Source organism: Kosakonia sp. (assembly GCF_032052965.1).
GTDB lineage: Bacteria > Pseudomonadota > Gammaproteobacteria > Enterobacterales > Enterobacteriaceae > Kosakonia.
The window spans coordinates 61,567-88,286 of sequence record NZ_DAMBVN010000008.1; the positions used below are offsets into that span (position 1 = coordinate 61,567).

Annotated in this window: 19 protein-coding genes, 1 tRNA gene and 1 other RNA gene; 2 read left to right on the top strand and 19 right to left on the bottom strand. The window is 55.6% G+C overall.

Features of this window, described 5'->3' with window-relative positions:
• Positions 1-32: 32 nt before the first annotated feature.
• From RTX30_RS11970 to RTX30_RS12055, 18 genes are all read right to left on the bottom strand, one after another.
• The gene (locus tag RTX30_RS11970; RefSeq protein WP_312690019.1) at positions 33-1,028 is read right to left on the bottom strand and encodes a glycosyl hydrolase family 8; all 996 of its coding nucleotides are present in this window, start codon (positions 1,026-1,028) and stop codon (positions 33-35) included.
• A gap of 8 nt (positions 1,029-1,036) precedes the next feature.
• Positions 1,037-1,510 (bottom strand): cellulose biosynthesis protein BcsD, encoded by a 474-nt coding sequence (bcsD, locus tag RTX30_RS11975; protein WP_312690021.1) that lies wholly within the window; start codon positions 1,508-1,510, stop codon positions 1,037-1,039.
• Positions 1,510-5,493: a cellulose synthase subunit BcsC-related outer membrane protein gene (locus tag RTX30_RS11980; protein WP_312690205.1), complete on the bottom strand. Its 3,984-nt coding sequence runs from the start codon at positions 5,491-5,493 to the stop codon at positions 1,510-1,512. The genes bcsD and RTX30_RS11980 overlap by 1 nt, the downstream gene beginning before the upstream one ends.
• 14 nt (positions 5,494-5,507) lie before the next feature.
• Positions 5,508-7,793, bottom strand: coding sequence for a cellulose biosynthesis cyclic di-GMP-binding regulatory protein BcsB (bcsB, locus tag RTX30_RS11985; RefSeq protein WP_312690023.1), 2,286 nt, complete (start codon positions 7,791-7,793; stop codon positions 5,508-5,510).
• Complete coding sequence (gene bcsA / locus RTX30_RS11990) at positions 7,790-9,904, bottom strand: UDP-forming cellulose synthase catalytic subunit (RefSeq protein WP_312690025.1); 2,115 nt, start codon at positions 9,902-9,904, stop codon at positions 7,790-7,792. The genes bcsB and bcsA overlap by 4 nt, the downstream gene beginning before the upstream one ends.
• 16 nt (positions 9,905-9,920) lie before the next feature.
• Positions 9,921-10,724, bottom strand: coding sequence for a cellulose biosynthesis protein BcsQ (bcsQ, locus tag RTX30_RS11995; protein WP_312690027.1), 804 nt, complete (start codon positions 10,722-10,724; stop codon positions 9,921-9,923).
• Positions 10,715-11,248, bottom strand: coding sequence for a cellulose biosynthesis protein BcsO (bcsO, locus tag RTX30_RS12000; RefSeq protein ID WP_312690029.1), 534 nt, complete (start codon positions 11,246-11,248; stop codon positions 10,715-10,717). Before bcsO ends, bcsQ begins: the two co-directional genes overlap by 10 nt.
• Positions 11,249-11,885: 637 nt before the next feature.
• The gene (dppF, locus tag RTX30_RS12005; protein ID WP_312690031.1) at positions 11,886-12,899 is read right to left on the bottom strand and encodes a dipeptide ABC transporter ATP-binding subunit DppF; all 1,014 of its coding nucleotides are present in this window, start codon (positions 12,897-12,899) and stop codon (positions 11,886-11,888) included.
• Positions 12,896-13,879, bottom strand: a complete 984-nt coding sequence (dppD, locus tag RTX30_RS12010; protein ID WP_312690033.1) for a dipeptide ABC transporter ATP-binding protein — start codon at positions 13,877-13,879, stop codon at positions 12,896-12,898. The genes dppF and dppD overlap by 4 nt, the downstream gene beginning before the upstream one ends.
• Before the next feature lie 10 nt (positions 13,880-13,889).
• Positions 13,890-14,792, bottom strand: coding sequence for a dipeptide ABC transporter permease DppC (dppC, locus tag RTX30_RS12015; protein ID WP_312690035.1), 903 nt, complete (start codon positions 14,790-14,792; stop codon positions 13,890-13,892).
• Between the two features lie 9 nt (positions 14,793-14,801).
• Positions 14,802-15,821, bottom strand: coding sequence for a dipeptide ABC transporter permease DppB (dppB, locus tag RTX30_RS12020; RefSeq protein WP_312690037.1), 1,020 nt, complete (start codon positions 15,819-15,821; stop codon positions 14,802-14,804).
• Between the two features lie 135 nt (positions 15,822-15,956).
• Positions 15,957-17,564, bottom strand: coding sequence for a dipeptide ABC transporter periplasmic-binding protein DppA (gene dppA, locus RTX30_RS12025; protein ID WP_312690039.1), 1,608 nt, complete (start codon positions 17,562-17,564; stop codon positions 15,957-15,959).
• A gap of 713 nt (positions 17,565-18,277) precedes the next feature.
• Positions 18,278-18,409: non-coding RNA, RtT sRNA (locus RTX30_RS12030), on the bottom strand.
• Positions 18,410-18,445: 36 nt separating this feature from the next.
• Positions 18,446-18,522: transfer RNA gene (locus tag RTX30_RS12035), tRNA-Pro, on the bottom strand.
• 91 nt (positions 18,523-18,613) lie between these two features.
• A complete protein-coding gene (eptB, locus tag RTX30_RS12040; protein ID WP_312690041.1) occupies positions 18,614-20,293 on the bottom strand; it encodes a kdo(2)-lipid A phosphoethanolamine 7''-transferase in 1,680 nt (559 codons plus the stop codon).
• A gap of 216 nt (positions 20,294-20,509) precedes the next feature.
• Positions 20,510-20,941, bottom strand: a complete 432-nt coding sequence (locus RTX30_RS12045; RefSeq protein ID WP_312690043.1) for an organic hydroperoxide resistance protein — start codon at positions 20,939-20,941, stop codon at positions 20,510-20,512.
• A 128-nt stretch (positions 20,942-21,069) separates the two neighbouring features.
• A complete protein-coding gene (locus RTX30_RS12050) occupies positions 21,070-22,272 on the bottom strand; it encodes an MFS transporter (RefSeq protein ID WP_312690045.1) in 1,203 nt (400 codons plus the stop codon).
• 242 nt (positions 22,273-22,514) lie between these two features.
• Positions 22,515-23,204 carry an autotransporter domain-containing protein gene (locus RTX30_RS12055; protein ID WP_312690047.1) on the bottom strand — a complete coding sequence of 230 codons (690 nt, stop codon included), beginning with the start codon at positions 23,202-23,204 and terminating at the stop codon, positions 22,515-22,517.
• A 149-nt stretch (positions 23,205-23,353) separates the two neighbouring features.
• On the opposite strand from RTX30_RS12055, the gene tag reads away from it, so the two are divergent.
• Together tag and RTX30_RS12065 are read left to right on the top strand one after the other, a co-directional pair.
• A complete protein-coding gene (gene tag / locus RTX30_RS12060) occupies positions 23,354-23,932 on the top strand; it encodes a DNA-3-methyladenine glycosylase I (RefSeq protein ID WP_312690049.1) in 579 nt (192 codons plus the stop codon).
• Entirely contained in the window at positions 23,913-24,359 is a 447-nt protein-coding gene (locus RTX30_RS12065) for an N-acetyltransferase (RefSeq protein WP_312690051.1), read from the top strand. Before tag ends, RTX30_RS12065 begins: the two co-directional genes overlap by 20 nt.
• Here RTX30_RS12065 and RTX30_RS12070 read toward each other — a convergent pair.
• Positions 24,322-26,652, bottom strand: a complete 2,331-nt coding sequence (locus tag RTX30_RS12070) for a molybdopterin guanine dinucleotide-containing S/N-oxide reductase (protein ID WP_409429815.1) — start codon at positions 26,650-26,652, stop codon at positions 24,322-24,324. The genes RTX30_RS12065 and RTX30_RS12070 overlap by 38 nt on opposite strands.
• Between the last annotated feature and the right edge of the window lie 68 nt (positions 26,653-26,720).

A 26,720-nucleotide genomic window follows, 5' to 3' on the forward strand; every position in this document is an offset into this window, starting at 1 on the left:
CCCCTCTCCCGGCGGGAGAGGGGCTGAAGACATTATTTCTGTTGCGCCAGCCAGACCAGCATTTTCAGGCTGGCAGAGTAGTAATCATCCTGCGCACTGATTTGCGGCTCACTGAGCGGCTCGCCAAGCGTAAAGTCACGCACCGCCAGTAACCCGTCATTCATATTGTAAGGCGAATAATCATTGGTGGTCACATTCACCCAGGCCGGAGTCTGGTTGCGACTAAAACCCTGCCACCAGTTGCGCCACGGCGTCAGTAGCGGGCTTTGCTTATCCTGCCAGCCGACATATAACGGAATACGGATCGCATCGTAACTCATGCGCGGCGGCCACTCTTTAGCGGGCGTCAGCTTACCGTCCGCCGCCAGCGCCACCCAGTCAGTCGGCAAATTGGCTTTACCCCAGCCCATTTTCCCCAACAGTGTCTGCCCGTCTTTAATCAGCTCACGCCAGACCACCAGGTGACTGCGATCGGCAAAGTCCTGCCACGCCGGGAAAATAAAGTACGCGGGGTTCAGGTTCACATAGGTGTGCAGATTGAAGCCTTTCGCCCCCGGCAACATCACCCGATAACCGGCAAAGCTTGTCACAGTGTGTTTCAGCACGGCCTGGGTAATCGCGTCGGATGCAGAGAGATACGCCGGGTCATTCCAGCGCTGTCCGGCTTTCAGCAATGCCCATGCGATCAGGACATCGCCGTCGCTGGCATCGTTTTTGTCGGCAATGGGATCAGCCTCTACCGGGTTATAACGCCAGTAAAACAGGCCGGTATCCTTGTCTTTCAGGGTGTTGTTCGTCCAGTTCCACAAACTGGCAAAGGCCGCTTTATCATTATTAGCCACCGCCATCAGCATGGCGTAGCCCTGGCCTTCAGTATGGGAAATGCTCTTATTACCGGTATCGACGATACGGCCATCCGGCATCAGAAACCGTGCTTTATACGTCTCCCAGGCCACTCCGGCCTGAGAGAAGGACGAAAACAACAGGCTTGTCATCATCACCATTGCGGCGAAAATGTGCTTCAACATGGGTTCACTCACTGTGGGTTAGCGTAACGGAATACGACATCCGACACAGAATAGAGGCTTTCACGTCTGAAGACGAGACCGGACTCGCCGCCCTGCCCCTGCAACCAGCGTGAATAAAGCCCTTCGAGAATGGCGCAAAATGCCGCGCACCAGCGCGTCTGGTGCGCTTCCTCACGGGCGACCGGCATGCCCTGGTGGCGAAAAGCCAGGCCGTTATCACTGGCCTGAATATCAATACAGCCCCAGTTGAACAGGCTCAATTGCGCATTGATATGGGCTTCCAGTTCGCCCACGGTCTGCGAAGGCGGCAATGGCGCACGATCCGCCATCGCCTCTCCCATCTGGCGCAGGAACGGCAAGCTTTCGGCTTCGCCAACGTTACGCACCATGCCATCAATCATCACGCTCAGCAGATCAAACCACCCCGGCGGGGTCTGCTGCTGCTGAAAATAGGCCAGCAACATCGCGTTATCCGTCGTCATTACTTATCTCCCAGCATGTACCGCAAATAAACACCTGCGGTACTTTCGTTATAGCTGCCGAAGGTGTCGTAACTGACGTTACCGCCCACCGTCATTTTCTTGTTCACGTTGTAATCCAGACCTGCATGGAAGTTATAGCCAATGCCGTTTTGCGAACGTCCGCCATACTGGGCTTCTTTGATAAAGCCCAGGTCAGCCAGCTGTTGCAACATCTGTTGTGACTGCCCGTCTGTCGGGAAGTAGTCGCTCTTGTCCTGGGTATAAGACTGATACCCCACTGCGCCGCCAAGCTTCAGCTTCCAGTTGTCGATCTTCTGTGTCAGATCCACAGGCAGAGCCACGCTGACATAGTTCTGCGGGCTAAAGTAACCGCCCTGGCCGAAGGTGAAATAGCTGAGGTTTTTCGAGTAATCCATCCAGCTGACGCTCAGCCCGGTTTGCAACTGCCGGAAATCATCATGCCACGGGCGCAAATAGACTCCGGCATTGGCGTTCATGCTGGTGTTGGTCGCCACGTTTTCACCCACATAGCTGTAGCCGCCACCACCCACATAAAAACCTGCATCGCCGTCATCGTAACTCAGCTGCACGCTGCCGCCGTTTTTCGTCACCTGACCCCAGCGTTGGCCAGAATACTTGTCATATAAGCCGACATATGACAGCAGGCTGTCGGTCACCGCACGGCGCTCCCCGGTCAGGATCAGGGTTAAATAGTTGGTCAGCCTCGGCGACCACTTCACGCCGCCCACCAGCGAAGTGAGATCCTGGCCGAGCGGCGTACTGCCGATATCCAGCTTGTAGCTTTCGCCGCTTAACGCCATGTTCAGTTCAACACCGCTGGCGTTTTGGGAATCCGTCGAAGCGTTTATCGCATCGCTATAGTTCTTTTTATAGTTGGATTCGCTCAGGCTTTGCAGACGACCGGAACCCAGCAGCGACGTCAGATTGCTGTACCCTTCCGCCGTGAAAGGCGACAACTTGCTGGCGTCGGTGTAACCGGATAGATCGGTGAATTTGTCGCTGCCATCGGTCGCCGTTGAGCTATTCGCCGTTTTAATCGATGTACTGAGATTACTGGCGGCATCCGCCAGCGGGTTAGTGCCGTAGCGACGCCAGGCATCGCCCGAGGCGCTCCCCGAACTGAGGGAGACCGGCGTGGCGGTGAACTCAAAACGCGATTCGCCAAACGGCGAACTCGACCAGGTCAGCGGCGCTTTGGCTTCCGTCAGTTTACTGGTGCCGGTTTCGCCATCACGACCACGGATTTGTACGCCACCCTGCAACCACATACCGGTTTGTTCATTCATTTGCTGCATCATGTCGTCGACCTGGCGCAGAGTGCGGCTTTGCGCCGTTTCAACCGGTAAGTCGGTACGGGTCGTTCCCGGCAGGTTACTCCCTGGCTCACGCGCAACCTGGGCCACCTGCCACGGCAGTGTCTGCCCATACAGCGACTGCGGTGCGGCGCTTTTGCTGGTGGTGGTAAACGGGTTATCCGCCAGCAATACGCCGCCGAGGGTAGGCGTCGCATCACGGTTGGTCGAGTCCAGCCCGACCAGCTTGCCACGCGCGCTACGCAGGTAAGTCATTGCCTGTTGGTGGTTGCCTTTTGCCTCTTCCAGTCGCGCCAGCAGCAGCAAGCGATCCGGCGAGCTATTACTGCGCAGCCCGTTCGCCAGGCTTTGCGCTTTCGTCACGTTATTTTCCGACAGCGCCACATCAATTGCGCCCACGCGTGCCGCCTGATCATCGCTGTCACGCGTCATCAGGTAGTCATACAGCACACCGGCTTCTTTGTTCATTTTGCCGCTCTGGTACAGGCGCCCCATCGCAAACATCAAATCGGTATTCTGCGGATCGTTTTGCAAAGCGCGGATCAGCTTATCGTAAGCGGCGGCGTAATTGCCCTGCTCACGCAGCCGATCGGCTTCGTTGATCACGTAGCCATTGCGCACGCCCGCCAGCTGCGCCGGGGTGCTGCGCGACTGCAGTTCCGGGCTGGAAACAAAGCTTTGCGCCTCCTGGTTAAGCCCGGCCTGGTTCAGTACGGCAACCTGATCGGCATAATCGCCGGCATTGCCCTGCACCCCTTGCTGCATGTTGCCCCGTACCAGCGATACGGCTGTCGTCAAATCGCCAGTACGCGCCAGCATGCGCGCCAGTTTGCCGGCATCTACCGGGCTTTTTGGCGGCGTAACAGACAACGCTTTCAGGGTATTTGACGCGGCGGTCATATTGCCCTGCGCCAGATAACGCTCAGCAGTCGCCATTTGCAGGTTGTAATTAACCCGCTGAGCGAGATCGCGCATCTGGCTGTTCTGGCTGGACGGGGAAATGCGGCCCAGCAACGAGCTGGCTTGCTGCCAGCCACCATTTTCACTGGCGTACAGCGCTGCTGCGTACAGCGAACTGGCTCCCGCGCCATCACGCCCTGCCGGGAGCATCACCGTCGCTCCTTCGCTCTCGCGTCCGGATTGCTGCAACAGACGGGCTAAATCGAGACGCAGCCACGGGTCATCCGGCAATCGGGCCACGCCCTGGCGCAGCAGACTGATGGCCTGCTCACTGTTTCCGGCAGCAGCCAGTTGTTGGGCCTGGCGGCGCAATGGATCGCCAGGTGTTCCCGCCACCACACGCGGTTGCAGCTTCGCCTGCACATTCGCCGGCAGGGTTCTCAGCATTGCCTGGGCTTCCTCTGCTTTATTTTGCTCGCGCAGAACGTAATAGAGGTTTTCCCGCGCCGGTGCGTTCTGCGGTTGATCGCTCAGAACGCCGCGCAGCGTCTGTTCCGCCTGGCTGTAATCTTTATTCTGGCGAAGCACATCGGCGCGGAACAGCTTCGCCGCCGTGCCACGCTCACCACTTTGTTGCGCCAGTGGGGCCGACAGCGCCAGCGCCTGGCTGACATTGCCCTCTTTTAACGCTTGTTGCGCCTGTGCCAGTTGCCCGTAAAACGCAGCGTCTTCTGCCTGGTTCTGCCGTTCGCCTGCCGCGTCGCCACCCTGATTTGCCGCCCGGTTAAGGTATTGCGCCGCCGCCTTATAATCACCGCTACGCTGGGCGATATACCCCATCCCCGCCAGCGCATCGGCATCGTCCGGGTTGGTTTGCAGCACTTGTGCAAATTTCTGCTTTGCCGCGCCAGTGTCCCCGCTATTGAGTGCGTTAAAGCCCGCGCCCTTTGCCGCCCCGCCTATGTTTTTGCGGTAGTAGGCCTGCACCTCGCTGTCCTGCGGGTGGCGTTGCAGCCAGGTATCGTAAAAGCGCTCATCGCCCGAGGTCGGGCCGAGCCATAACAACGCCTGGCGTAACCCGGCATCTGCCTCGGGGCTGCCGCCTGCCATCGGCTCCAGCAACAACATCCCCTGGCGGCGTGTCTCTTCACGCCAGGTCAGCATTTTGCCCAGCGCAACGCGTGCGGCATTATCCTGTGGGTACTGCGCGACAAAGCTTTGCAATTGCGACAGCGCCTGCGAATAGAGCGCTTTATCGCTCGCCATCGTCAGGTAATATTCCGGCGCGAGGCTTGGCGGCGGCGTGGGGCCATTAAACATACTGCGCCATGTTTCCAGCGCCGCCGGCACGTTACCGCTACGCGCTTGCTGCCGTGCGAGGGTCAATTGCCCCTGCGGGACTTGCGCCAGCTGTTTGGCGTTATCCAGCGCTTGCAGGCCGTTGTCGTTCGGCGCGCTCTTCGCCAGCCTGGCGCGCCACTGTGCGGCGGTTTGCAGGTCGCCGTTTTGCTGCGCCCATAATGCCATCAGGTACATGGCCTGGGTGTTATTGGCATCGACCATTAACACTTTTTTCAGCGACTCCATCGCCAGATCGTCATGGGATTTTTCGTGCCAGTAGTTAGCCTGATCGAACAACGCTTTCACTGCCGCCTCGTTTTGTGCGGCAACAGCCTGCCCGGCCACGCCGAGCAATAGGGTGCCGGAGAGGCAAAATGTGGATAACCGACGCGCGGTGTTGATGGTCATGGTGGTGATCTTTTTCACTTGTGGCTCTCCGGATCCAGACGTGCAGGCTCGCGTTTTTTCAGCGTGATATACAACACCCAGGCTCCCAGAGCGCTGAAGAGCAGTCCAAGAAGCGCCAGCAGCGCCGAGTGCTGGTTGGCGTACCAAATCACCCGCATCTGTGCAGGCATTTCGCCACTCGGGAACTGCTCGCCCACACGGAAACTGCGCACGCCATTTTCATTGGTGATGATCGCTGCATCACCACGAATACCGGCATTAATGCGTGCAGAACTCAGGTCATCATGCAAACGTGAAAGCTGTTCATCGTTGCTGCCCAGCGCCAGCACCACCAGCCGTGCGTCATTCCACGGTGAACGGAAACTGACGAAGCCGCGCCACGCTTCGTTAGAAGAGAAGTAGCGATCCGCTTCAATGCCCTGCGCCGCCCAGTCGCCGGAGAGCCAGCGCCGGATTTTTTGCCAGTTGCCGGGTTCACGCACGCCCAGCGTGCTGTCATGCGTGGTAAACGGCGACTCGGACAGCAGCGCACGGTTGAACGCATGCTGATCCATACCGGATACGGCCAGCACATCGCGGTCACGCAGCAGCGTCTGTACATTCCCTTCCGTCGGCATGCCCAGCAGTACGCGGTTATGCGCCAGAGCAGTACCAGTGGCATTACCGGAACGTGCCGCCATGTCGAGCAGTGTGGCAAGCTGAGTTTCCGTCGGGTTTGTCGGCAGCATTAAGACGGTTTCTGAGTAGTCCGCCAGCCGGGTAAAGGGGAAGGCCGCGCCGACGAAGTAAGAGAGGTTCGGTAACAAGGCAAAATGACGGGTGTGGCTCAGGTCAATCCACGACTCATCATCAATGCGGCTCTTAATATTGTTGTTTAACAATGTGCTGCATGGCGCGCTCGCTTTCGGCACGATGTTGAAGTACAGCGATAGCTGGTTGTCGCCGTAAATCATGTACGGCTCGAGCGGCATATCAAAGGATTCCTGTCGCGCATCGCCCCCCACTTTATGCCACAGTGTTTCCAGCGCGCCTTGCTTGTTCACCGGCAGGTTATGCAGGAACGTATCATTCAGTGTCATGCTCAGCCAGGAGCGCTGTTCGTCGATCCAGTTCTCGGTCGGGAAGCGGTAACCAATATGCAGAGGGATGGTTTCCCCGTCCCACAGGAACAGATCCGGCGCGGCGCGAAACGCAACCTGTAAAGGCGGGTGCCAGATCCCGGTGGTGGTCAGGCTCTGATCTTTACGCATCAGTTCACTGAGCTTTACCGGACGATCGGTTGGGATCCAACGCGGCGCATCATACGGTTTGCTCAGCGGGATGGTTTGCGCATCAACATCCACCTGCGGGGTTTGCTGGGAGAAATTACCTCGCGTCAACCGCCAGGCCGCCGCGCGCAATTCGGTGTCGTCTTTGCCCACCACCAGCAGCAGTTTGTAAACCGGGTTCGCCGGGTTATCGATCACTTTCAGCAGCGGCTGCGCGCTTTCCGGCAATGTCAGCCCGCCGATCTGCTCGCCTGGGTGGCCAATCAAAATGCCGTTCTTCTCCGGCAAACGATCGTGATACGCAGCAAAGGAAACGCCACGATAATCGGCCTGGATACCCATCCACGATGAGATCAGCGCCGCGGCACTGAGGGTATCGGCGCTGAGCGTCTGTCCGAACGCTATCGCAATCGCCGCCGGGGTCATCTGCATACGGTCAAAGAAGGGGCGCGGGAAGTGGCTCAGATCGGCACCAATATCAAGCTGCTGCCCTTCCAGTTCAAAATGAGAGTCCGGCAGGATGGTAACGCGATACTTGTCATTCAGATCGCGCTGGCACTGCATCGCATCGCCGTCGTTGATTTTAAAACTGAGATTGTTGCTGGAAACCATTAACGCTGCGGGTACATCGAGCTGGTAGCGGGCAATGTCGCCGTCGGTGAGGCTTAGCGGCACGGTGCCCAGCGGCTGGCCGTTGAGCATCAGTTGCAGGGTGGCGTTGCGCGTCGCCATTGCCGGGGAGAGACGGAGATTTAATGCCAGCCGGGCGCTGGTCATCACCTGGTCTGTCGGCAGGGTAAAATCGACTCCGCCCTGGAATTGCCCCCCGCTGAGGGTAATGCCCTGCGGCTGGCCCATTTGTGCAAGGCTAACGCTATTGACCACCGACGGCACAAACGTTGAGGTGCTCTGCGTCAGCCCGGGTGCGGTGAGTTCCAGCGGCAGGAGCGCGCCGACAGACGTTTCTTCGCTGTGCAACGGCGTAATAAATAATGCGCTGACCAGCATCGCCAGCGTAGTCAGACGTTTCATGCTTGCTCCTCCGCAGACGCTGCGCTGTCTGCCTGCGCCGCCCGCAGGCGACGATTTTCACGGCGGGACGTCCAGGTAAGCCAGAAGAGATCAAACACAGAACGCACAATCGTCAGCAGGGAACGGAACGGGTTGTCCTGCGGCTTCGGCGGGTGGATCCAGGCATCGGCGCGGGAAAGCACAACCCGCACCAGTTCACGGCGACGCGACAGAGGAATGTCGTTAAACATCAGCCGGATATATTGCTCATCGCTGGCAATAACATTTACCGGAATGCTGATCGCCCCGGATTGCAGCAACAGTTCAATCTCTTCGATGTCATCGGACAGATGGCGCGTGTCCGGCACCACGATGCGACAGCCCCCCATCGACAGATCCGCCGTCTTGCTGCGGGAGATGATCCCGCTGGCGTAGTGGATCAGTACCGGGATGTCGACATCAATACGGATTGTTTTACGCGTTTGTCGTGTTTCACGCGCCACGGCGATAGCCGCCAGCAGGAAGATCAGGCTGTACACTCCCCAGCCGACGTTCAGCGCGATAACGCGTGGATCGACACCAAAATAGTCATGCGCGCAGGCCCGCACGATGCCGGCAATGACCCCGGCGGCGAGCAGGACCGCAATAATCAAATGCGGGCGTACCACGCTAAAGTCGAAGTAGCCCACGTTCAGCAGGCCGCCTTTGTCGGTCACGTTAAACTTGCCGCGTTTCGGGAATAGCATCGTGACCACTGTCGGCAGCGCAATGTGAAAAGCCAGCACCAGGTCATAGATTTCGCCCCAGAAGCTGTAGCGGTAGCGCCCGTTCAGACGGGAGTTAACATAGACAGAGAGGAACAGGTGCGGTAGCGCGTACGCAAAAACCAGGCTCGCCGAGGAGTGAATAATGTTCAGGTTAAACAGTAGATACGCCAGCGGCGCGGTCAGAAAGGCGATACGCGGCAGGGCAAATTGGTAATAGAGCATGGCGCTCAGGTAACAGAGACGCTGCTGGAGGGTCAGGCCACGGCCAAACATCGGGTTATCGAGGCGAAAAATCTGCGTCATCCCTCGCGCCCAGCGGGTACGCTGGATCACATGCAGAACCAGACGCTCGGTCGCCAGGCCCGCCGCCAGTGGGATTGCGATAAATGACGATCCCCAGCCCAGGCGCTGTAATTTCAGCGCGGTGTGTGCATCTTCGGTGACGGTTTCTACGGCAAAACCCCCAATCTCTTCCAGCGCGCTGCGGCGGATCACCGCACAGGAGCCACAGAAAAAAGTGGCGTTCCAGTTGTCGTTGCCTTGCTGTATCGGGCCATAGAACAGCGTCCCTTCGTTAGGGATATTGCGCCCGACCGAGAGGTTACGCTCAAACGGATCGGGCGAATAGAAGTAGTGCGGCGTCTGCACCAGCGCCAGCTTCGGATCCTTAAGAAAACCGCCCACCGTAGCTTGCAGAAAGATGCGCGTGGCGACATGGTCGCAGTCGAAAACGCAGATCAGCTCCCCGTTGGTGAGCTTCATAGCGTGATTAAGGTTCCCGGCTTTGGCATGCGCATTATTATTACGCGTGATATACCCCACCCCCACATCGGCGGCAAACACGGCGAACTCGCTACGTTTACCGTCGTCAAGCAGGTAGATCTTGAGCTTGTCTTGCGGGTAATCAATACACTGCGCCGCCAGCACCGTATCCCGCACCACCTCTAACGGTTCGTTATAGGTGGGGATATACACATCCACCGTCGGCCACAGGCTGATGTCGTCCGGCAACTGGACAATGTCGCGTTTTAAGGGCCAGGCAGTCTGCAAATAGCTGAGCAGCAACATTACCCATACGTAGACTTCCGCGAGGAACAGCCCCATGCCGAGGAGGGTTTCAATCTCTGAATTAAAATGCAGCGTTTGCGTCAGTCGGAAGTACATATAGCGGGTCGACAACAGGATCGACATCACCACCATTATCAAAGAGATGTAGCGCTTTTTATTAAAACCGAGCAGGAACAAAATGCCGATGCTGATCAAGCCAAAAATGTACTGCTTCTGGCTGTCCATCGGGGTAATGACCACTAACAGGGCGACCGGAATCATTGCCAGCGCCAGCAAGAGATAAAGAAACGTTTTCATGGGTTGCCCGTGAGTGTTAGAAGCCAGACATTTTGGGTTTACTGTGCACCGTGCCGTCGCCAATCTTGATGCCGAGAATGCCAGCGACGCGTTTCGCAATCAGTTCAATATCAAACGCCGCCGCAGAAGCCGGGCTGAAATCAAAAACCGACTGTTGTGAGGCGTTGGCTTCCGCAACACTTTCATCCCGGTGCAGCACGCCCAGCAGTTGGTTGCCCAGCCGCTGCTCCATAAACGCCGTCACGTCGCGGCTGATTTGCCGACGGTTATCGCTCTGGTTGATCACAAAGTAGTGGCCGGCTTTACGGTTGAGGATCTCCCCGGTCAGGCGGTTATTTTCGATATGCGGTAACAAAGAGAGCGACGCGGTATCTGCCAGCATCGTCACCAGGTGCACATCGGCCAGCCGTGACATGGCTTTTAATGCGGCCGACGGCCCCGGCGGGAAGTCGGCAATGATAATCAGGCCGGGATAGTTGAGCAGGGTATTCAACCCCCGCGTGAGGAAGTGCTCATCGTTGGTCAGACGCTCTTCGAAGGCGACACGCTGCTCTTCGCTGGCATCACCATACGGCAGGACAAAGATATTGCTGCCAGCGGAGAGGACAAACTGGCTCCAGTCGGAAGATTCCCCCGCTTTAGCCACAAAACCGCGCCCGTCGGAAAGAGGAACGCCGAAATGCAAACGCAACGCGTTCTGCACATCGAAATCCAGCGCCAGCACTTTACTGCCCGAGCGCGCCAGCGCATACGCCAGGTTAGCCGTTAGCGTCGTTTTCCCGACCCCGCCTTTCGGCGAACACACACAAATTAACGGCATGACGCAATCCTTTCTAACAACGATTGTAATGGCTGATTTTTGCCCGGTGCCGGTTTGGCTTCCGGCGTTTTTGCCGCAAAAAGTTTGGCGTAGTTGACGCGCGCTGACGCAGCGGTAGTAAGCGAGGCGGGATGCGGCGCAGGTATCTGCATCACGGGCGCAAATCTGGCGGGTTCCGGGGCACTGGCTGCGGCATTAAACGCGGGCGCCACGCTATCAAGTTGGCTGGCAACCCCCTGAAAAATAGACGAGGCCGGTACACGGAGCGGCTCTACGGGTTCCGCGTCATTAGCGTGTTCGTGATCGCTGACGTGAAAGAGCGCCGGATCAACGGTCTGGGGGACAGGAACGGAAACATGGCCGCCAGGGGCCAGCACCGAGGCGTCCGTGGCGGGAGAAAGCTGATTAATAAGGCTCCAGTGGCCCTGGTCGTTCGCGAGGTTCTGCGCAGAGAAATCCTTGAAAGCGTGATTCTGATTACGAGTCTTGTCCTTGAACCTCTGCAAATCATCATAATGATTCATAGTTATTCTCATGATTTACAAAAAAATATTGTACCCACCACCGTCAGGATCGACAGGTCCTGGTATTGGTAGCTCGATGGCGTTTTTTTATTTCGCGGTGCAATTACGAGTGGGTACGTGGTAATGCTTTTCTATTAGCAACAGCGTGATTGTGGCGGTAAAAGTTTTAGCAGTGCTAAACACGCTGTTAATTTGCAGCAAATATATAAATATTGCCCATACATGTGCCATCTTTTTTTTACGCTAAAATCATTACAGAATTTTAATCCTGCGATTCAGCCTTTAATCGGGACAATTAACAACAATAAATATTAAAAATGTTATTATTAATTTTTTATAATTAAATATTCAGCACAATATGCTATTTGTTGTATTTATGCGTTACACTTTTAGTTACCTCAGGACATATTCAGAAATAACTTTTCGCGTCGGAAAAGACGCTAATTGCGCTAACTCATTATTCCTGTTGGCATTATTGCGACACTACTGTTTTTGGCAGGTTTTTCGGAAATTTTTAAAATAAACCGGAGCGTTTATCAGGTTTTAAGATTATCGCCAGAATGAAAATAAGCGATTTCGCCGCCAGCGGACAAAAAAATGCCCGGTAAGCAACAAGCTACCGGGCAGGGAGAACGGATTATGCCTGTGGTTTCTCGCCGTTTTCATCCTGATCAACAGCAAAGCAGGCCACCAGCTGACCGCCATACTCTTTCAGTTGCGGCTGCAACTGCGTGCACGGCCCAAAACGACGACGGCAGCGGGCATTAAACGCACAGCCCGGCGGCGGGTTGAGCGGGCTGGGCAGCTCGCCGGTCAGCTTGATGCGCTCGCGGCGCTCATCCGGGTTCAGACGGGGCGTGGCAGAGAGCAGCGCCTGGGTATAAGGATGGCGCGGATTAGAAAAAATCTGATCCTTGGTGCCTTTTTCCACGCAGCGGCCGAGGTACATCACCATGACTTCATCCGCAATGTGCTCAACCACCGACAGATCGTGAGAAATAAAGACGTAAGACAGCCCCAAATCCTGCTGCAGATCCATCATCAGGTTTAGCACCTGCGCACGTACGGACACGTCCAGCGCGGAAACCGGTTCATCTGCGATGACCACATCCGGGTCAAGCATCAAACCACGGGCGATAGCAATACGCTGACGCTGGCCGCCGGAAAACATATGCGGATAGCGGTCGTAATGTTCGGTTTTCAGGCCGACTTTCGCCATCATCGCCAGCGCTTTCTCACGCCGCGCCTCTTTGCTCAGCGCGGTATTAATCAGCAGCGGCTCTTCAAGGATTTGCCCCACTTTTTTGCGCGGGTTCAGCGAACCATAGGGGTTCTGGAAGACAATCTGAATTTTCTGCCGACGCAGTTTTTGCGCCTGCGGATCGTGCTTCAGCAAATCCTGCCCCTGGTAGTACAGCTCGCCGCCGGTCGGGGTTTCGATCATGGTCAGCAGGCGACCGAGCGTGGATTTGCCACAGCCGGATTCACCCACCACCGCCAGCGTTTTGCCGCGCTCCAGCGTAAAGGAGACGCCATCCAGTGCTTTAACCAGGCGTTCCGGAGCAAAGAGCCCTTTTTTCACCGGGTAGTGTTTTTTCAGGTCGATAGCCTGCAACAGCGGCTGTTGCGAGGTGGCCTCTTGCGTACTCATCGTGTTGGCCTCCCGGCGTCATCGAGTGGGTAGTGACATTTAGACTGACGCCCGCCATCGACGGTGTTCAGTGCAGGCTCCTGCTCGCGGCACAGGTCCGTAGCATACGGGCAGCGCGGGTTGAGCAGACAGCCAGTCGGGCGGTCATATTTGCCCGGCACCACACCCGGCAGCGATGCCAGACGGGCTTTATCCTGCGCGAATTCCGGCAGCGCGCGCAGCAGCGCCTGGGTGTACGGATGACGCGGCGCGCGGAAAATATCTTTCGCTTCACCGGTTTCCACCACCTGACCCGCGTACATAACGATAATTTTATGCGCCGCTTCCGCTACCAGCGCCAGATCGTGAGTGATCAGGATCAGCGCCATGTTCTCTTTCTGCTGTAACTCCAGCAGCAGTTCAATGATCTGCGCCTGGATCGTCACGTCGAGCGCGGTCGTCGGTTCGTCGGCAATCAGCAGCTTCGGCTGGCAGGCAATCGCCATGGCAATCATCACGCGCTGGCTCATCCCACCGGACAATTGGTGCGGGTAAACATCCAGACGCGATTCAGGGTCAGGAATACCAACCTGCGTCAGCAGATCAATGGCACGCTGACGACGGGTTCTTTTATTGCCGCCCTGGTGGACTTTAATGGCTTCCATAATCTGGAAACCGACCGTATAGCACGGGTTCAGGCTGGTCATCGGATCCTGGAAAATCATCGCCACTTCGGAACCCACCAGACTGCGGCGCTCTTTTTCCGATATGCGTTTCAGATCCTGACCATTAAATTCCAGCTTGTCGGCCATGACGCGGCCCGGGAAGTCAATCAATCCCATGATTGCCAGCGAGCTGACCGATTTACCGGAACCGGACTCACCGACAATGCCAACCACTTCACCCTGATTTACGCTGTAGCTTATGCGGTCTACGGCGCGGAATTCGGAGCCAACGTCGCCGAAGTGCACCGATAATTTATCTACATTTAATAACGCCATCTCGAGCCTCTTACTGCTTCAGTTTGGGGTCGAGCGCATCACGCAAACCGTCGCCCATCAGGTTAAATGCCAGCACCGTTAGCAGGATCGCAACGCCAGGGAAGGTGACGACCCACCAGGCGCTCTGCGCGAATTGCAACACGTCGGAGAGCATCGTGCCCCACTCCGGTGTTGGCGGCTGCGCACCCATACCGAGGAAGCCCAGAGCAGCCATATCAAGAATGGCGTTCGAGAAACCCAGCGACGCCTGAACAATCAGCGGCGCAAGGCAGTTAGGGAAGATGTTCACGAACATTTGGCGCATCGCACCGGCACCCGCCACGCGGGACGCAGTCACATAGTCGCGATTCACCTCCACCAGTACGGCAGCGCGGGTGAGTCGGACATAGTGCGGCAAGGCCACAAAGGTGAGCGCCAGCGAGGCGTTAACGATCGACGGGCCAAAGATGGCCACCAGCACCAGCGCCAGTAACAGGCTTGGCAGCGCCAGCATGATGTCGACAACACGCATAATGATATTGTCGATCAGACCGCCGAAGTAGCCGGCGACAAGCCCCAGCACAATACCGGCAACCAGCGACAGCACCACCACCAAGCAACCGACCAGCAGCGACAGACGCGCACCGAACATCAGACGGGACAGCGTATCGCGACCTACATCGTCGGTGCCAAGAATATGTGACCAGGTGCCGCCATCCTGCCAGACCGGCGGCGCAAGCAGCGCATCGCGGAACTGATCCGCCGGGTTGTGCGGCGCCAGGACGTTAGCGAATACGGCAATAATCAGCATGATGAGCACATACACCAGCCCAACGACCGCGCCTTTATTGCGTTTGAAATAGTGCCAGAACTCCTGCAGCGGGGTCATCGGCACCGGTGCAGCGACAACTTTATTTTCAGTGACTTGTGACATGATGGCCCCTTACTTCTTATGCCGGATACGCGGGTTCACCACGCCGTAAAGCAGGTCTACCAGCAGGTTGACGAGAATGATCATCGTCGCCACCAGCAGCACCCCGCCCTGCACCACCGGATAGTCACGGCGTTGCAGCGCATCAATCAGCCAGCGGCCAAGACCCGGCCACGAGAAGATGGTTTCTGTCAGGATGGCCCCTGCCAGCATCGTTCCCACCTGCAAACCGATGACCGTCACCACGGGCAGCATCGCATTGCGCAGTGCATGGACGATAATCACGCGCATGCGGGTCAGCCCCTTCGCGCGGGCGGTACGAATGTAATCTTCACCCAGCACTTCGAGCATGGATGAGCGCGTCATACGCACAATCACCGCTAACGGGATTGTCCCCAGGACCACCGCAGGCAGGATCATATGCGCCAGTGCGTCGATGAAGTTCCCCTCTTCGCCCCAGATGGCGGTGTCTATCAACATAAACCCGGTTAATGGGTTCGTGTCATCAAGGAACACCATATCGCTGACGCGCCCCGAAACCGGCGTCAGGTTCAACTGCACCGACACCAGCATGATCAACATCATGCCCCACCAAAAAATAGGCATCGAGTAACCCGTCAGCGCAAGACTCACGGCGGTGTGATCGAAAATGGAACCGCGCTTCACCGCAGCCATTACACCGACCGGAATGCCAACCGCAACGGCAAAAATCATGGCGCAAACACCGAGTTCGAGTGTCGCTTTAAACCGCGGCACGAACTCGTCCCACACCGGAAGACGGCTCTTCAGAGAGATGCCTAAATCACCATGCAACACGCCCCAGACGTACTGGACATATTGCTCCCAGAGCGGCTTGTCGAGTCCAAGCTCGGCCAGCAACTGGGCGTGACGCTCAGGGGAGATACCACGCTCACCCGCCATGATCATCACCGGATCGCCGGGGATCATATGGACAAAAGCAAAGGTGAGAAGGGTGATACCGATAAACGTGGGGATAACCAACCCCAAACGTCGGAGAATGAACTGCAACATAACCCGGATTCTCAGTAGTGACGCAGCGCCTGGCGACGGCGCGTCTGTATTACTCACAATAATGAATTCCCTCCTGAGAGGGAAAACGCCTTTCCCCCTCTCCCGGAAAGGGAGAGGGGTCAGGATTCGAACTTATTATTCGACAGACACGTTTTCGAAGTGGTGTTTGCCTAATGGATCAACCACATAGCCTTTGACTTCTTTACGCACTGGCTCATAAACGGTGGAGTGAGCCACAATCAGCGCCGGAGCCTGATCATGCATCACAACCTGAGCTTGTTTGTACAGTTCAATACGCTTGTTATGGTCGTCGGTCGCACGCGCCGGCTGAATCAGATCTTCAAACGGCTTATAGCACCAGCGGGAGTAGTTAGAGCCGTCTTTCGCCGCTGCGCAGCTGAACAGCGTGGCGAAGAAGTTATCCGGATCCCCGTTGTCGCCGGTCCAGCCCATCATCACCGCCTGGTGTTCGCCTGCTTTCGCACGCTTCAGGTATTCACCCCATTCGTAGGTGACGATCTTGGCCTGCACGCCCACTTTCGCCCAGTCAGCCTGAATCATCTCTGCCATGCGGCGAGCGTTCGGGTTGTACGGACGTTGTACCGGCATTGCCCACAGTTCAACGGTAAAGCCTTTATCCTGACCTGCTTCTTTCAGCAGTTGTTTCGCTTTCTCAGGATCGTAGGTGTAATCCTTAACGTCGTCGTTATAGCCCCACATGGTCGGCGGGATCAGGTTTTTCGCCGCGACGCCCGCGCCCTGGTACACCGCTTTAATGATCGCTTCTTTGTTCACCGCGTAAGTCAGCGCCTGACGTACTTTCACATCATCAAACGGTTTCTTCTCGGTATTGAAGGACATATAGCCGACGTTCAGACCCGCCTGCTCAAGCAGCGTAATGTTTTTATCCTGCTTCATGCGTTCAATGTCTGCCGGGTTCGGGTACGGCATAACCTGGCACTCATTTTTCTGCAGCTTGGCGTAACGCACTGAGGCGTCTGGGGTGATGGAGAAGACCAGACGATCGATTTTCGGTTTGGTGCCCCAGAATCCTTCAAACGCTTTGTAGAGAATGCGCGAGTCTTTCTGGTATTGCAGCAGCTGGAACGGGCCGGTACCGATCGGATCAAGATCGACTTTCTCCGGTGTGCCCGCTTTCAGCATGTTGTCTGCGTACTCTTTAGAGAGGATAGACGCGAAATCCATCGCCAGATCGGCGAGGAACGGTGACTCCGGACGCGTCAGGACGAACTGGACGGTATGATCGTCCACTTTCTTCACTTCGCTAATCAGGTCTGGCAGACCCATACCTTCGAAGTATTCGTAACTGCCGCCAGAGACTTTGTGATACGGATTCTGGGCGTTTTTCTGACGATCGAAGGAGAAGACGACGTCATCTGCGTTGAATTCACGCGTTGGTTTAAAACCTTTGTTGTCCTGCCACTTTACGCCTTTACGCAGGTGGAAAGTGTACGTTTTGCCATCGGCGCTGATTTCCCACTTTTCAGCAAGACCCGGAATGACTTCAGTTGTGCCGGTTTTAAATTCAACCAGACGGTTATAAATCGGCACTGAGCTGGCATCGTAAGTGGTACCAGAAGTGAAAAGCTGTGGGTTGAAGCCTTCAGGCGAACCTTCAGAACAATAAACCAGGGTTTTTGCCTGCACGCTGGCGGCTACAGTCATAGCCACAAGGCTAAGACCAAGCTTCAGCATCCCTGACTTCTTCAAGGAAATACTCATTGATTCTGCTCCAATGTGATATGTGTTGTTACCCTTGCATGGGGTATGTCCGACAGGCCTTTATTAGATTTTTACCCGGTCTGGTCGGTAGTGCCCGAGGGCTTTATGAGAGATGGGGATTCCTTTCACAAGGTTGACTGAGTTGCAGTGCAGATTCTCCTTGAAATGCCCCTCATGCCCTACAATCTGTCAACAGAATGTCAAAACGTCAATACAGGTAACCGGGATTTACAACGGCGGTGAGAATCCGTAAACAAAGTTTAAAAAAACTTCAAACCTCTATTTTCAGCAGGGAAATTTATGCTACTGCCTCAGGAGCAGGACAAATCACCTTACAACGCGATATATCCAGTGATTAACATTCATGCAGATTATAAAAAATTTCTTACGATATGCTGAATATATGAGCGATTAATACCGTGAACGCTAAAACGCACAGCGAAATATGCTGCCTCTATCTATAAGCAACGCGAAAAAAGATTCATCTATATATAAAAAAATACAATGGAATATCTCACAAAAGAGTGAACTGGCAGTGGGAAGTGAGGATAAGCGAGATTTTTGACGAAAAGGAATGTTGCGGCGTTGCTGGCGGGGGCTGCGCTCCCCCGTTCTGCTGCGCAGCAGAGGTGATGAGGCAAACCTGTTATCAGTTACGTTTTGCAGGCGCAGAAAGCAAAAAACCCAACCTTGCGGTTGGGTTTTTCTGAATTTGGTCGGTGATAGAGGATGACTCGCCACTGCGTGGCTCGCCCTGCGGGCCGTTGCTGAAGCAACGTTCTCTCGCTTCGCTCGGGTCGAACCTCCCCCCCGGAGTTTCTCATCCTCTTCTGGACGCAGAAAGCAAAAAACCCAACCTTGCGGTTGGGTTTTTCTGAATTTGGTCGGTGATAGAGGATTCGAACCTCCGACCCCTTCGTCCCGAACGAAGTGCGCTACCAGGCTGCGCCAATCACCGAATGCGGGGCGCATCTTACTGCCGTGAACATGCCCCGTCAATCCTTTAATGTAAAAAAGCGCGCTGACTGGTGAGAAAGCCAGCAGCGTAGTTACTTCGCGGGCTGCGACCGCAAATGGCACCAGTTATTGTTCTCGTTAATCCCGCCATTTGGCGAGGTATAACCGAGGCAACCCATTACCGTGTCGTACAGCTCAACGTGGCGGCGCGGCGTTTTATAGGCGGCCTGCTGCTTCAGTTGCGCGAACATTTTCGCCTTGTCCGGATCCTGCAAATACTTATCGGACATCCACACCATCATCGGCACGCGGAACTGCTCCGGCGGCGCCATTTTACGCGGCGTACCATGCAAATGCTCTTTGTCGTTAATCGACTCGCCGTGGTCGGCTGCGTAGAAGATGATTGCCTTACGATCGCGCAGCTTATCAATCACCGTATCGATAAAGTGATCCACATACGTGACCGAATTATCGTACGAGTTAATCAACTCCTCTTTACTGCATTTGCCGCTGGCCTGGCACTCCGGCGTCCACTGCGCAAAGCTGCGCGGGTAGCGCTGGGTGTAATTAAAGTGCGAGCCTTTAGTATGGAGAATAATCATGTGTTTACCGGCATGTTTATTGTCCAGCGAGCGTTGCATCTCCTCAATAAGCAGCATGTCATCCACGCTTTTACCGCGGTTACGCGGCTCGGCACCAATCTGCTCGCGATAGGCTATGTTGTCTGCCATGGTATTGCTGTAGAACCACATCTCGCTCTGCATGGCGTACAAATCGGTGGTGAACCCCAGTTGCTTGAGCACCGCAAACACATTTTGCTCTTTCAGCGTACGTTGCGGGTTATCGTCTGCCCCGCCTTCACGCACAAACATGCAGCGTAAAGAGAGTTTTGTCGCCGTATCGCAGGACTCGCCGCGATAAGCAACCAGGTTTTTCTCCTGCGCCAGTTTCGGGGTGGTGTCACGGGAATAGCCCAGCATCCCCATATGATCCCAACGCGTTGTTTCGCCAATAATAAAGACGACCCAGGTATCATCGATATCTTTCGGCGCCACGTAGGTAAACTTTGTCGCCGGGTTCATCAGTGACTTATTATCTGAAGACTCATCCACCTGCGCCCAGGCATACAGCCCCAGTGCCGAAAGCCAGTTAGAAGGCAGATAAGAGTTGGCCACCACCCCGCCATAACTGGGCATATCTACGCCGGAGATCTTCTCATCATCTTTTTGCTGCATATCCAGCAGACGAATCGGCCCCCACACCATCAACCCCGCCAGCACCACCAGCGTCACACTGCGAAGGCGCTGGCCGGGCGTATGCAACTGGCGCAGCAGCGTGTAGCGGCAACGATTACTCCAGATAAAGAGCAACGGCAACGCGCTGACCAGCACAACCCAGACAATCAGTTGCCAGCCCACCACTTCTTTGGAGAGGTCAATATCCGTGGTCATCACCGAGGCAATAATGCCATAGCCGATCACCACGTTAAGGAAAGTCATATAGAAGCTGGCACAGGCGGAAAACAGCACGACCAGCGAAGCCAGTACGCGCCAGGCGCGGCGGCCAAACAGCGATAAAACGCGCAGCAGGAAAAAGGTAACCAACACCGTACCTGCCAGTTCAACAACCGCAGAGAGTCCTTTCAAAACGGTGAAAGCTTGCGCATAACCGTCAAACCGACGATAAAAAACCGCGCTATTCATAAACAGACCGATATACAACGCCAGGAAGAAGCTCAGCTTCTGCTGGGTCATCGTTTTGATATAACTCATGCAAACGACCCTGAAAAAAGGGGAAACAGCGCCCGACAAGCGTCGACCAGTAACGCAGGCAGGCAAACAGAGTGCGACGGAAGTTAAGGATGGAAACTTCTAAGGCGCGGTAAGTAGACCATAGCGGGGCGGAAAAGTGTCAGGATGGAGTGAACGCTGACCACATATTTACAAAAATATTCGGTCAGCGTCAGAAAACGATTAGCTTATTTGATATCAGGAGGTGATCACATTCAGCTTAACGTCGATATTGCCGCGTGTGGCGTTTGAATAAGGGCACACAATATGGGCTTTTTGCACCAGCGCCTCAGCTTCGGCGTGATCCATCCCCGGCAGGTGGATATCCAGCTGCGCTTCAATACCAAAACCGGTCGGCAGAGGACCGATCCCGACCTGTCCTTCAATATACGCTTCCTGCGGTACTTTCTTTTTCTCGACCGAGGCAACATGTTTCAGCGCACCCAGGAAACAGGCGGAATATCCAGCGGCAAAGAGCTGTTCCGGGTTGGTCACTTCCCCACCCGCTCCCCCCATTTCTTTGGGTACGCCCAGTTTGACATCCAGCACGCCATCAGAAGAGGTTGCGCGGCCATCACGGCCCCCGGTTGCTTTTGCTTTCGCACGGTAAACCACTTTTTCTAAGGACATGTAAAACTCCTTCTGTTGGAAGAAACCTGACCTATAAGGATAGTCGCTCTGTCAGGAGTGTGCGGCGCAGATCAAAAAAACCGCCGGAGCGGCGGTTTTTGCTGAGCACACTTTGATTAACCGGTCGGTCAGGCGTGCGCCTCTTTATAAAAATGGCGTTGCGGCTGGCGAATGGTGGTAGACAGCGCCAGAGAAATAATCAGCAGCGCGAAGATCACGCAGAAAGTGACATAAAAGCCGCCAAACAGCGAGGCGATAATCGAACCACAAATGCTGCCGATACCGAAGCCGAGATAAATCACACCGTAATTTTTCGCCAGATTGTTCAGACCGAAGAATTCGCTGACCAGCGACGGGAAGACGGTGATCGTCCCCCCGAAGTTAAAGGCCACACAACCGATTGCCGCAAAGAAGGTCAGCCCATTCAGCGGAGCGAACAGCAGCGCTGCCATACCCACCAGCGAAATCACCTGGCCAAGCGTGATCACCCTGATTCGGGCCATTTTGTCAGACAGGATGCCCAGCACCAGGCGACCACTCAGGTTAGCAATGGCAATCACGGTTACCGCATTGGCTGCTGTTGCCACATCCAGGTGCACCATGCCTTGCGCGATATCCTTCGCCACGCCGATCACATACAGGCCACTCATGCAGGCCGTCAGGAACATGACCGCCAGCATCCAGTACTGCGGTTTACGCATGGATTGCGCCAGCGTGAAATCATTTTCGACCACGCCGTTAACAGAGGTGGCTTTTTGCAATGGCGCATCGGTCATCAGGGTGGCACCAAAAACGATCATCACCAGCACAATGGCCCCCCAGATCATAAAAGTGCTTTCCAGGCCCACCGTCGCCAGCAAATGACTGTCGATAAATTTAAAACCCAGGCTGCCAAGGCCATAAGAACCAATGGAAAACGCAGAGATAAGCCCTTTGCGTTCCGGAAACCATTTTACGCAGTTGGAGAGTGTTAACAGGTAACCGGCACCATCAGCCAGGCCGACCAGCACGCCTGCGCTGAGCCACAGCATTAACAGATTGTGAGAGTGCGCGGTCAGGAAGAAACCAATGCCGAGCAGAACGCCGGAAGCCATAGTGACACGTTTAACGCCAAAACGTTCCTGTAATTTCCCGGCGACTGACGATGAGAGCGCCAGTCCGAGACTCAACAAGCCAAAGGAGAAGGCAACCTGGCTCACCGGCTCATCCAGCTTTTCCGCCAGTGAACTGTTGAACAAACTCCAGGTATAAACAGACCCTAACGCAAACTGCGTAATAATGGTGCCGACCAGCGTCAGCCAGCGCGTGCGATTAACAATGGAAGTTTTCATGGCAGTCGTCCTGCAGAAGAAAAGAAAGGAATTCACTGCCGACAACCATAACGAAGCGCATTTCACGCCGGGGTAAAAAAGGCATGAAATGCAGTAAAGAAGGAATGAAATGCCTCTGAGCGGGAATGAATGGCGCGCCAAAAAAACGAGGCGGCCATTCAGGAATGTGAGTTAGTACATACTATCAATGCAAATCGCGCTGCTATTGTTTCTTAACTGTAAAAAGTTTGTTTTAAATGTACTTAAAAACGGGCGCTTACCCCCATGCTGTAGAGGTAGTTTTGCCCGAGGGTGACATTTTCTGACTGCGACATGGAGGCATAAGCGGCCAGGTGCGAATTCAGCAGCATATCGGCGCCCAGCGTTACGTCCAGCCAGTTGCCATACTGGCTGGCAGCGGCCAGCCGATAGAACCCGGACTGGCTCTTCCAGACGTTCTCGCCTATTTGCTGGTTATAACTGATTTGCGCCCATGGGCGCAGGCCGCCGACGCGGCTGTCCACACGCCATCCCAACGAGCTGACGCTGGCATGCCACAGCGGATCGCTGTACTGTGCGTTGGTCGCGCTATCGCCGAATTCGTTATACATTGAGGTCGTGGAACCGTCGTAACGCCACACCGCGACCGGCCCGGTCGTTAACCCCTGCGCCAGCGGGATATTCAGGCCAATACTCATGGTGCTGGTGGCGTCCAGCGGGGCGTTGTCCGGTAGATTAAAAGCAATACCCGGCGAATTCTGCGCAGAGCGAATACGCTCCTCAAGAATATCGTTGTAGCGCGGTTGGCGAGCGCTATCCCAGGTATAGCGCGCAGAGGTCGCGTTCTGGTGGTCAGTAATAATATATTCTTGCTGCCACGCCATTGCCGCCTCGCAAAAAAAGAGACAGGCAGGCACTAGCGCAACCAACAGGCCACTGTTTTTAATTTTCATCAATTTGCGACTCCAGAAAAGAGCCGAACACGGCGTAATTGTTATCGTTGTTGTCGGGCCTAAGACCCTTTAGTAAATATTGTCTTTTTAACACACACGTCAAGATGGGTTGACGATCTATTTCACTATATCGAGAACGGAGTAAGGATATGCAACGTTGCGGATGGGTCACTCAGGACCCGCTCTATCTTGCTTACCACGATACCGAATGGGGCGTGGTGCAAAAGGATGGCAAAAAACTGTTCGAGATGATCTGCCTCGAAGGCCAGCAAGCCGGGCTTTCGTGGATTACCGTATTGAAAAAACGCGAAAATTACCGTGAGGCCTTTCATCACTTCGACCCCGAACGCGTTGCCGCAATGACCGTAGAAGATGTAGAAAAACTACTGCAAAATGCCGGTATTATCCGCCATCGCGGTAAACTTGAAGCGATTATCGGTAATGCCCGCGCCTACCTGTCCATGGCGCAAAATGGCGAGTCATTTTCGGAATTTGTCTGGGGGTTTGTGGATCATACGCCACAGATAACCCAGGCTGCCACGCTCGGCGAGATCCCCACCTCAACGCCCGCGTCCGATGCGCTGTCAAAGGCGCTAAAAAAGCGTGGCTTTAAATTCGTGGGTACCACCATCTGTTACTCGTTTATGCAGGCCTGCGGTCTGGTCAACGACCATGTTACAGGCTGTATCTGCCATGCCGGGAGCGCGCATGATCCGCGAGTGGCATAACCAGGACTTGTCGCCGCTGATCGAGCTCTGGCTGGAGAGCACTATCTTCGCCCATCCCTTTATCCAGGAAAGCTACTGGCATGAGAGCGAAGCGCTGGTGCGCAGTGCTTACCTGCCGGTTGCGCAGACCTGGGTCTGGGAAGAAAACGGCGAACTGACAGGATTTATTAGCGTAATGGATGAACAGTTTATCGGGGCGCTGTTTGTCCGCCCCGCAGCGCTGCGTCGCGGTATTGGTAAAAGGCTGATTGATCATGCCAAACAGCACTTTTCATGGCTCAGCCTTGAAGTTTACCAGAAGAACGAACGGGCGGTTAACTTCTACCATGCGCAGGGTTTTCGTATCGAAGAGAGCGCATGGCAGGATGAAACACGTCACCCGACGTGGATCATGAACTGGCGGGCGGATCAAACGCCGTCAGGGTAAGCGACGGGCCTTGATACTTCTCGATCCACGCCAGCGCAGTATTACCGGCGCAGCCGTTGCCAAGACGCGAGCTGGGCAAATCTTTGGTCAGCACGTTCACTGCACCATTTTTACAAATACCGCCGGCGTGGTGGTCGAGATCCGGCCAGGCACCTTCGTGGATACAGATAACGCCAGGCTTAATGCCCTCTGTCACCACTGCCCCCGCCAGCACCTGCCCACGCCCATTCCATACGCGTACCACGTCGCCGTCTGCAATCCCGCGCGCCTGTGCATCCTGCGGATGCAGGGTAACAGGTTCGCGGCCGGCCACCGCATACTGTTCACGCAGGCGGGTAAAGTTAAGCTGACTGTGCAAGCGATGCGCCGGATGCGCAGAGAGCACCTGTAACTGCTGCGGCTCAGCATTGCCGTGCCACTCGTCCGGCTCCAGCCACATTGGGTGTGGCGGGCAGTCGGCATAGCCGAAACGTTGAATACGCTCGGAGAAGATTTCGATTTTACCGCTCGGCGTTTTTAGCGGATTCGCCTGCGGGTCACGGCGAAAATCACCGAAGCGAACGAAGCGCGCATTTTGCTCGCTTTCAGGCATCTCAATCAACTGGTTGGCCTGCCAGAACTGCTCAAAAGGCGGTAAGGTGACTTGCTGGCTGGCACCGCGCTGACCCGCAATCTCATAGAACGTTTCCAGCCATTGCAGATCGCTTTTCCCTTCGGTAAAGCGCTCGCGCCCACCTGCCTCCCAGCGTTCGCTCAGTTCAGCAAACACCTCCCAGTCATCACGCGCTTCGTACTGCGGAGCCACCACGCGCTTCATTGGCACCAGATGCTGGTTGCTGTAATCGCCGGTCATGGTCAGGTCATTGCGTTCAAACGAGGTGGTCGCTGGCAGCACGATATCGGCATGCTTAGCGGCTGCCGTCCAGAAGCATTCTGAAATCACCACCAGTTCGGGTTTTTGCCAGGCGCGGATCAAGCGATTGGTGTCCTGATGGTGGGTAAAGTTCGCGCCACCTGCCCACCAGACAAAACGGATATCAGGGAAGTGGCGGTTCATACCGTTGTGCTGATAAGCACCGCCGGGGTTTTCCAGCGCTTCAACAATGCGGGCGACGGGAATTTTATCCACAGCGTCGGTCCCGTCCTTCACGGTGCCCTGCATCGAAGCCAGCACTGCCGCACGACGCGTCGGGTTGCCGCCGTTGGCAAAATGGTAAGAGAGACCAAAACCGCCGCCGGGCGTGCCAATCTGGCCAAGCATGGCGGCCAGCGTCACCAGCATCCAGTGTTTTTGCTCGCCAAATTGCTGACGCTGCATGCCCCAGCCGGACATCAGCATGGTGGTGTTTTCATGGAAAAGTTGCGCCAGTTCGCGGATTTTTGGCGCATCAATACCGCAAATATCTGCTGCCCATTCCGCCGTTTTCGGCACGCCGTCGCGCTCGCCAGTCAGATAAGCCGCAAACGCGTCGTAGCCCACGGTACACCGTGCCAGAAAATCATTATCCTGCCAGCTATGTTCCACCAGCGTATGCGCAATGCCGAGCATTAACGCCACGTCAGTGCCCATATGCGGTGCGAGCCACTCTATGCTGTCGCCAAAGAAATCGACGGTTTCCGAGCGCATAGGATCGATGCAGATCACCCGTTTCCCGCTTTTTCGCAGCGCGTCAAAATAAGGAATGCCCTGTTCATCGCTCGCGTTCCAGGCAATCTTCAGCGTATTGAGCGGATTGGCGCTCCACAGCACCACCACCTCGCTGTGTTCAAGGATCAGCGGCCAGCTGGTCTGTTGTTGGTACACTTCGTTGCTACCGACCACATACGGCATGATCGCCTGCGCCGCACCGGTGGAATAATCCCCCAGATGGCCCGTGTACCCCCCCGCCAGACTCATATAGCGTTGTAACAACGTCGCGGCTTTGTGCAGCACGCCGTTTGAACGCCAACCATACGAACCGGCAAAAATCGATGCCGGCCCGTAACTGTCACGAATGCGTTTATGCTGCTGGTGAATGAGCGTCAGCGCATCGTCCCAGCTGACACGGACAAACTCATCCTGGCCCCGCACGCCCTGCGGATTAGCAGGCGATGCAAGAAAACCTTTGCGTACCATCGGATAGCGAACACGTGTGGGACTGTGCACTTGCTCCTGCACGACCGTTTGCAGTGAGTTCGGGTGGCGAACAGGCAGCGCCCCGCGTGAAGCAAGCACGTTTTCGCCGTCGGTATCGACCAGCATTGGCCCCCAGTGGGCCGCCGTAAGAACAGTTTTGATAGCAGAGTTTGCCAAAGCGCGCTCCTGAATAGCATGCAGGTGATGACGGCGGTTCGCCGTATTCATGGTGTCTGTTGGAACTT

Excerpts from the sequence above, each read along its gene's own strand:
- RTX30_RS11970 (WP_312690019.1), bottom strand. The coding sequence starts at position 1,028 with ATGTTGAAGCACATTTTCGCCGCAATGGTGATGATGACAAGCCTGTTG.
- bcsD (WP_312690021.1), bottom strand. The coding sequence starts at position 1,510 with ATGACGACGGATAACGCGATGTTGCTGGCCTATTTTCAGCAGCAGCAG.
- RTX30_RS11980 (WP_312690205.1), bottom strand. The coding sequence starts at position 5,493 with ATGACCATCAACACCGCGCGTCGGTTATCCACATTTTGCCTCTCCGGC.
- bcsB (WP_312690023.1), bottom strand. The coding sequence starts at position 7,793 with ATGAAACGTCTGACTACGCTGGCGATGCTGGTCAGCGCATTATTTATT.
- bcsA (WP_312690025.1), bottom strand. The coding sequence starts at position 9,904 with ATGAAAACGTTTCTTTATCTCTTGCTGGCGCTGGCAATGATTCCGGTC.
- bcsQ (WP_312690027.1), bottom strand. The coding sequence starts at position 10,724 with ATGCCGTTAATTTGTGTGTGTTCGCCGAAAGGCGGGGTCGGGAAAACG.
- bcsO (WP_312690029.1), bottom strand. The coding sequence starts at position 11,248 with ATGAATCATTATGATGATTTGCAGAGGTTCAAGGACAAGACTCGTAAT.
- dppF (WP_312690031.1), bottom strand. The coding sequence starts at position 12,899 with ATGAGTACGCAAGAGGCCACCTCGCAACAGCCGCTGTTGCAGGCTATC.
- dppD (WP_312690033.1), bottom strand. The coding sequence starts at position 13,879 with ATGGCGTTATTAAATGTAGATAAATTATCGGTGCACTTCGGCGACGTT.
- dppC (WP_312690035.1), bottom strand. The coding sequence starts at position 14,792 with ATGTCACAAGTCACTGAAAATAAAGTTGTCGCTGCACCGGTGCCGATG.
- dppB (WP_312690037.1), bottom strand. The coding sequence starts at position 15,821 with ATGTTGCAGTTCATTCTCCGACGTTTGGGGTTGGTTATCCCCACGTTT.
- dppA (WP_312690039.1), bottom strand. The coding sequence starts at position 17,564 with ATGAGTATTTCCTTGAAGAAGTCAGGGATGCTGAAGCTTGGTCTTAGC.
- eptB (WP_312690041.1), bottom strand. The coding sequence starts at position 20,293 with ATGAGTTATATCAAAACGATGACCCAGCAGAAGCTGAGCTTCTTCCTG.
- RTX30_RS12045 (WP_312690043.1), bottom strand. The coding sequence starts at position 20,941 with ATGTCCTTAGAAAAAGTGGTTTACCGTGCGAAAGCAAAAGCAACCGGG.
- RTX30_RS12050 (WP_312690045.1), bottom strand. The coding sequence starts at position 22,272 with ATGAAAACTTCCATTGTTAATCGCACGCGCTGGCTGACGCTGGTCGGC.
- RTX30_RS12055 (WP_312690047.1), bottom strand. The coding sequence starts at position 23,204 with ATGAAAATTAAAAACAGTGGCCTGTTGGTTGCGCTAGTGCCTGCCTGT.
- tag (WP_312690049.1), top strand. The coding sequence starts at position 23,354 with ATGCAACGTTGCGGATGGGTCACTCAGGACCCGCTCTATCTTGCTTAC.
- RTX30_RS12065 (WP_312690051.1), top strand. The coding sequence starts at position 23,913 with ATGATCCGCGAGTGGCATAACCAGGACTTGTCGCCGCTGATCGAGCTC.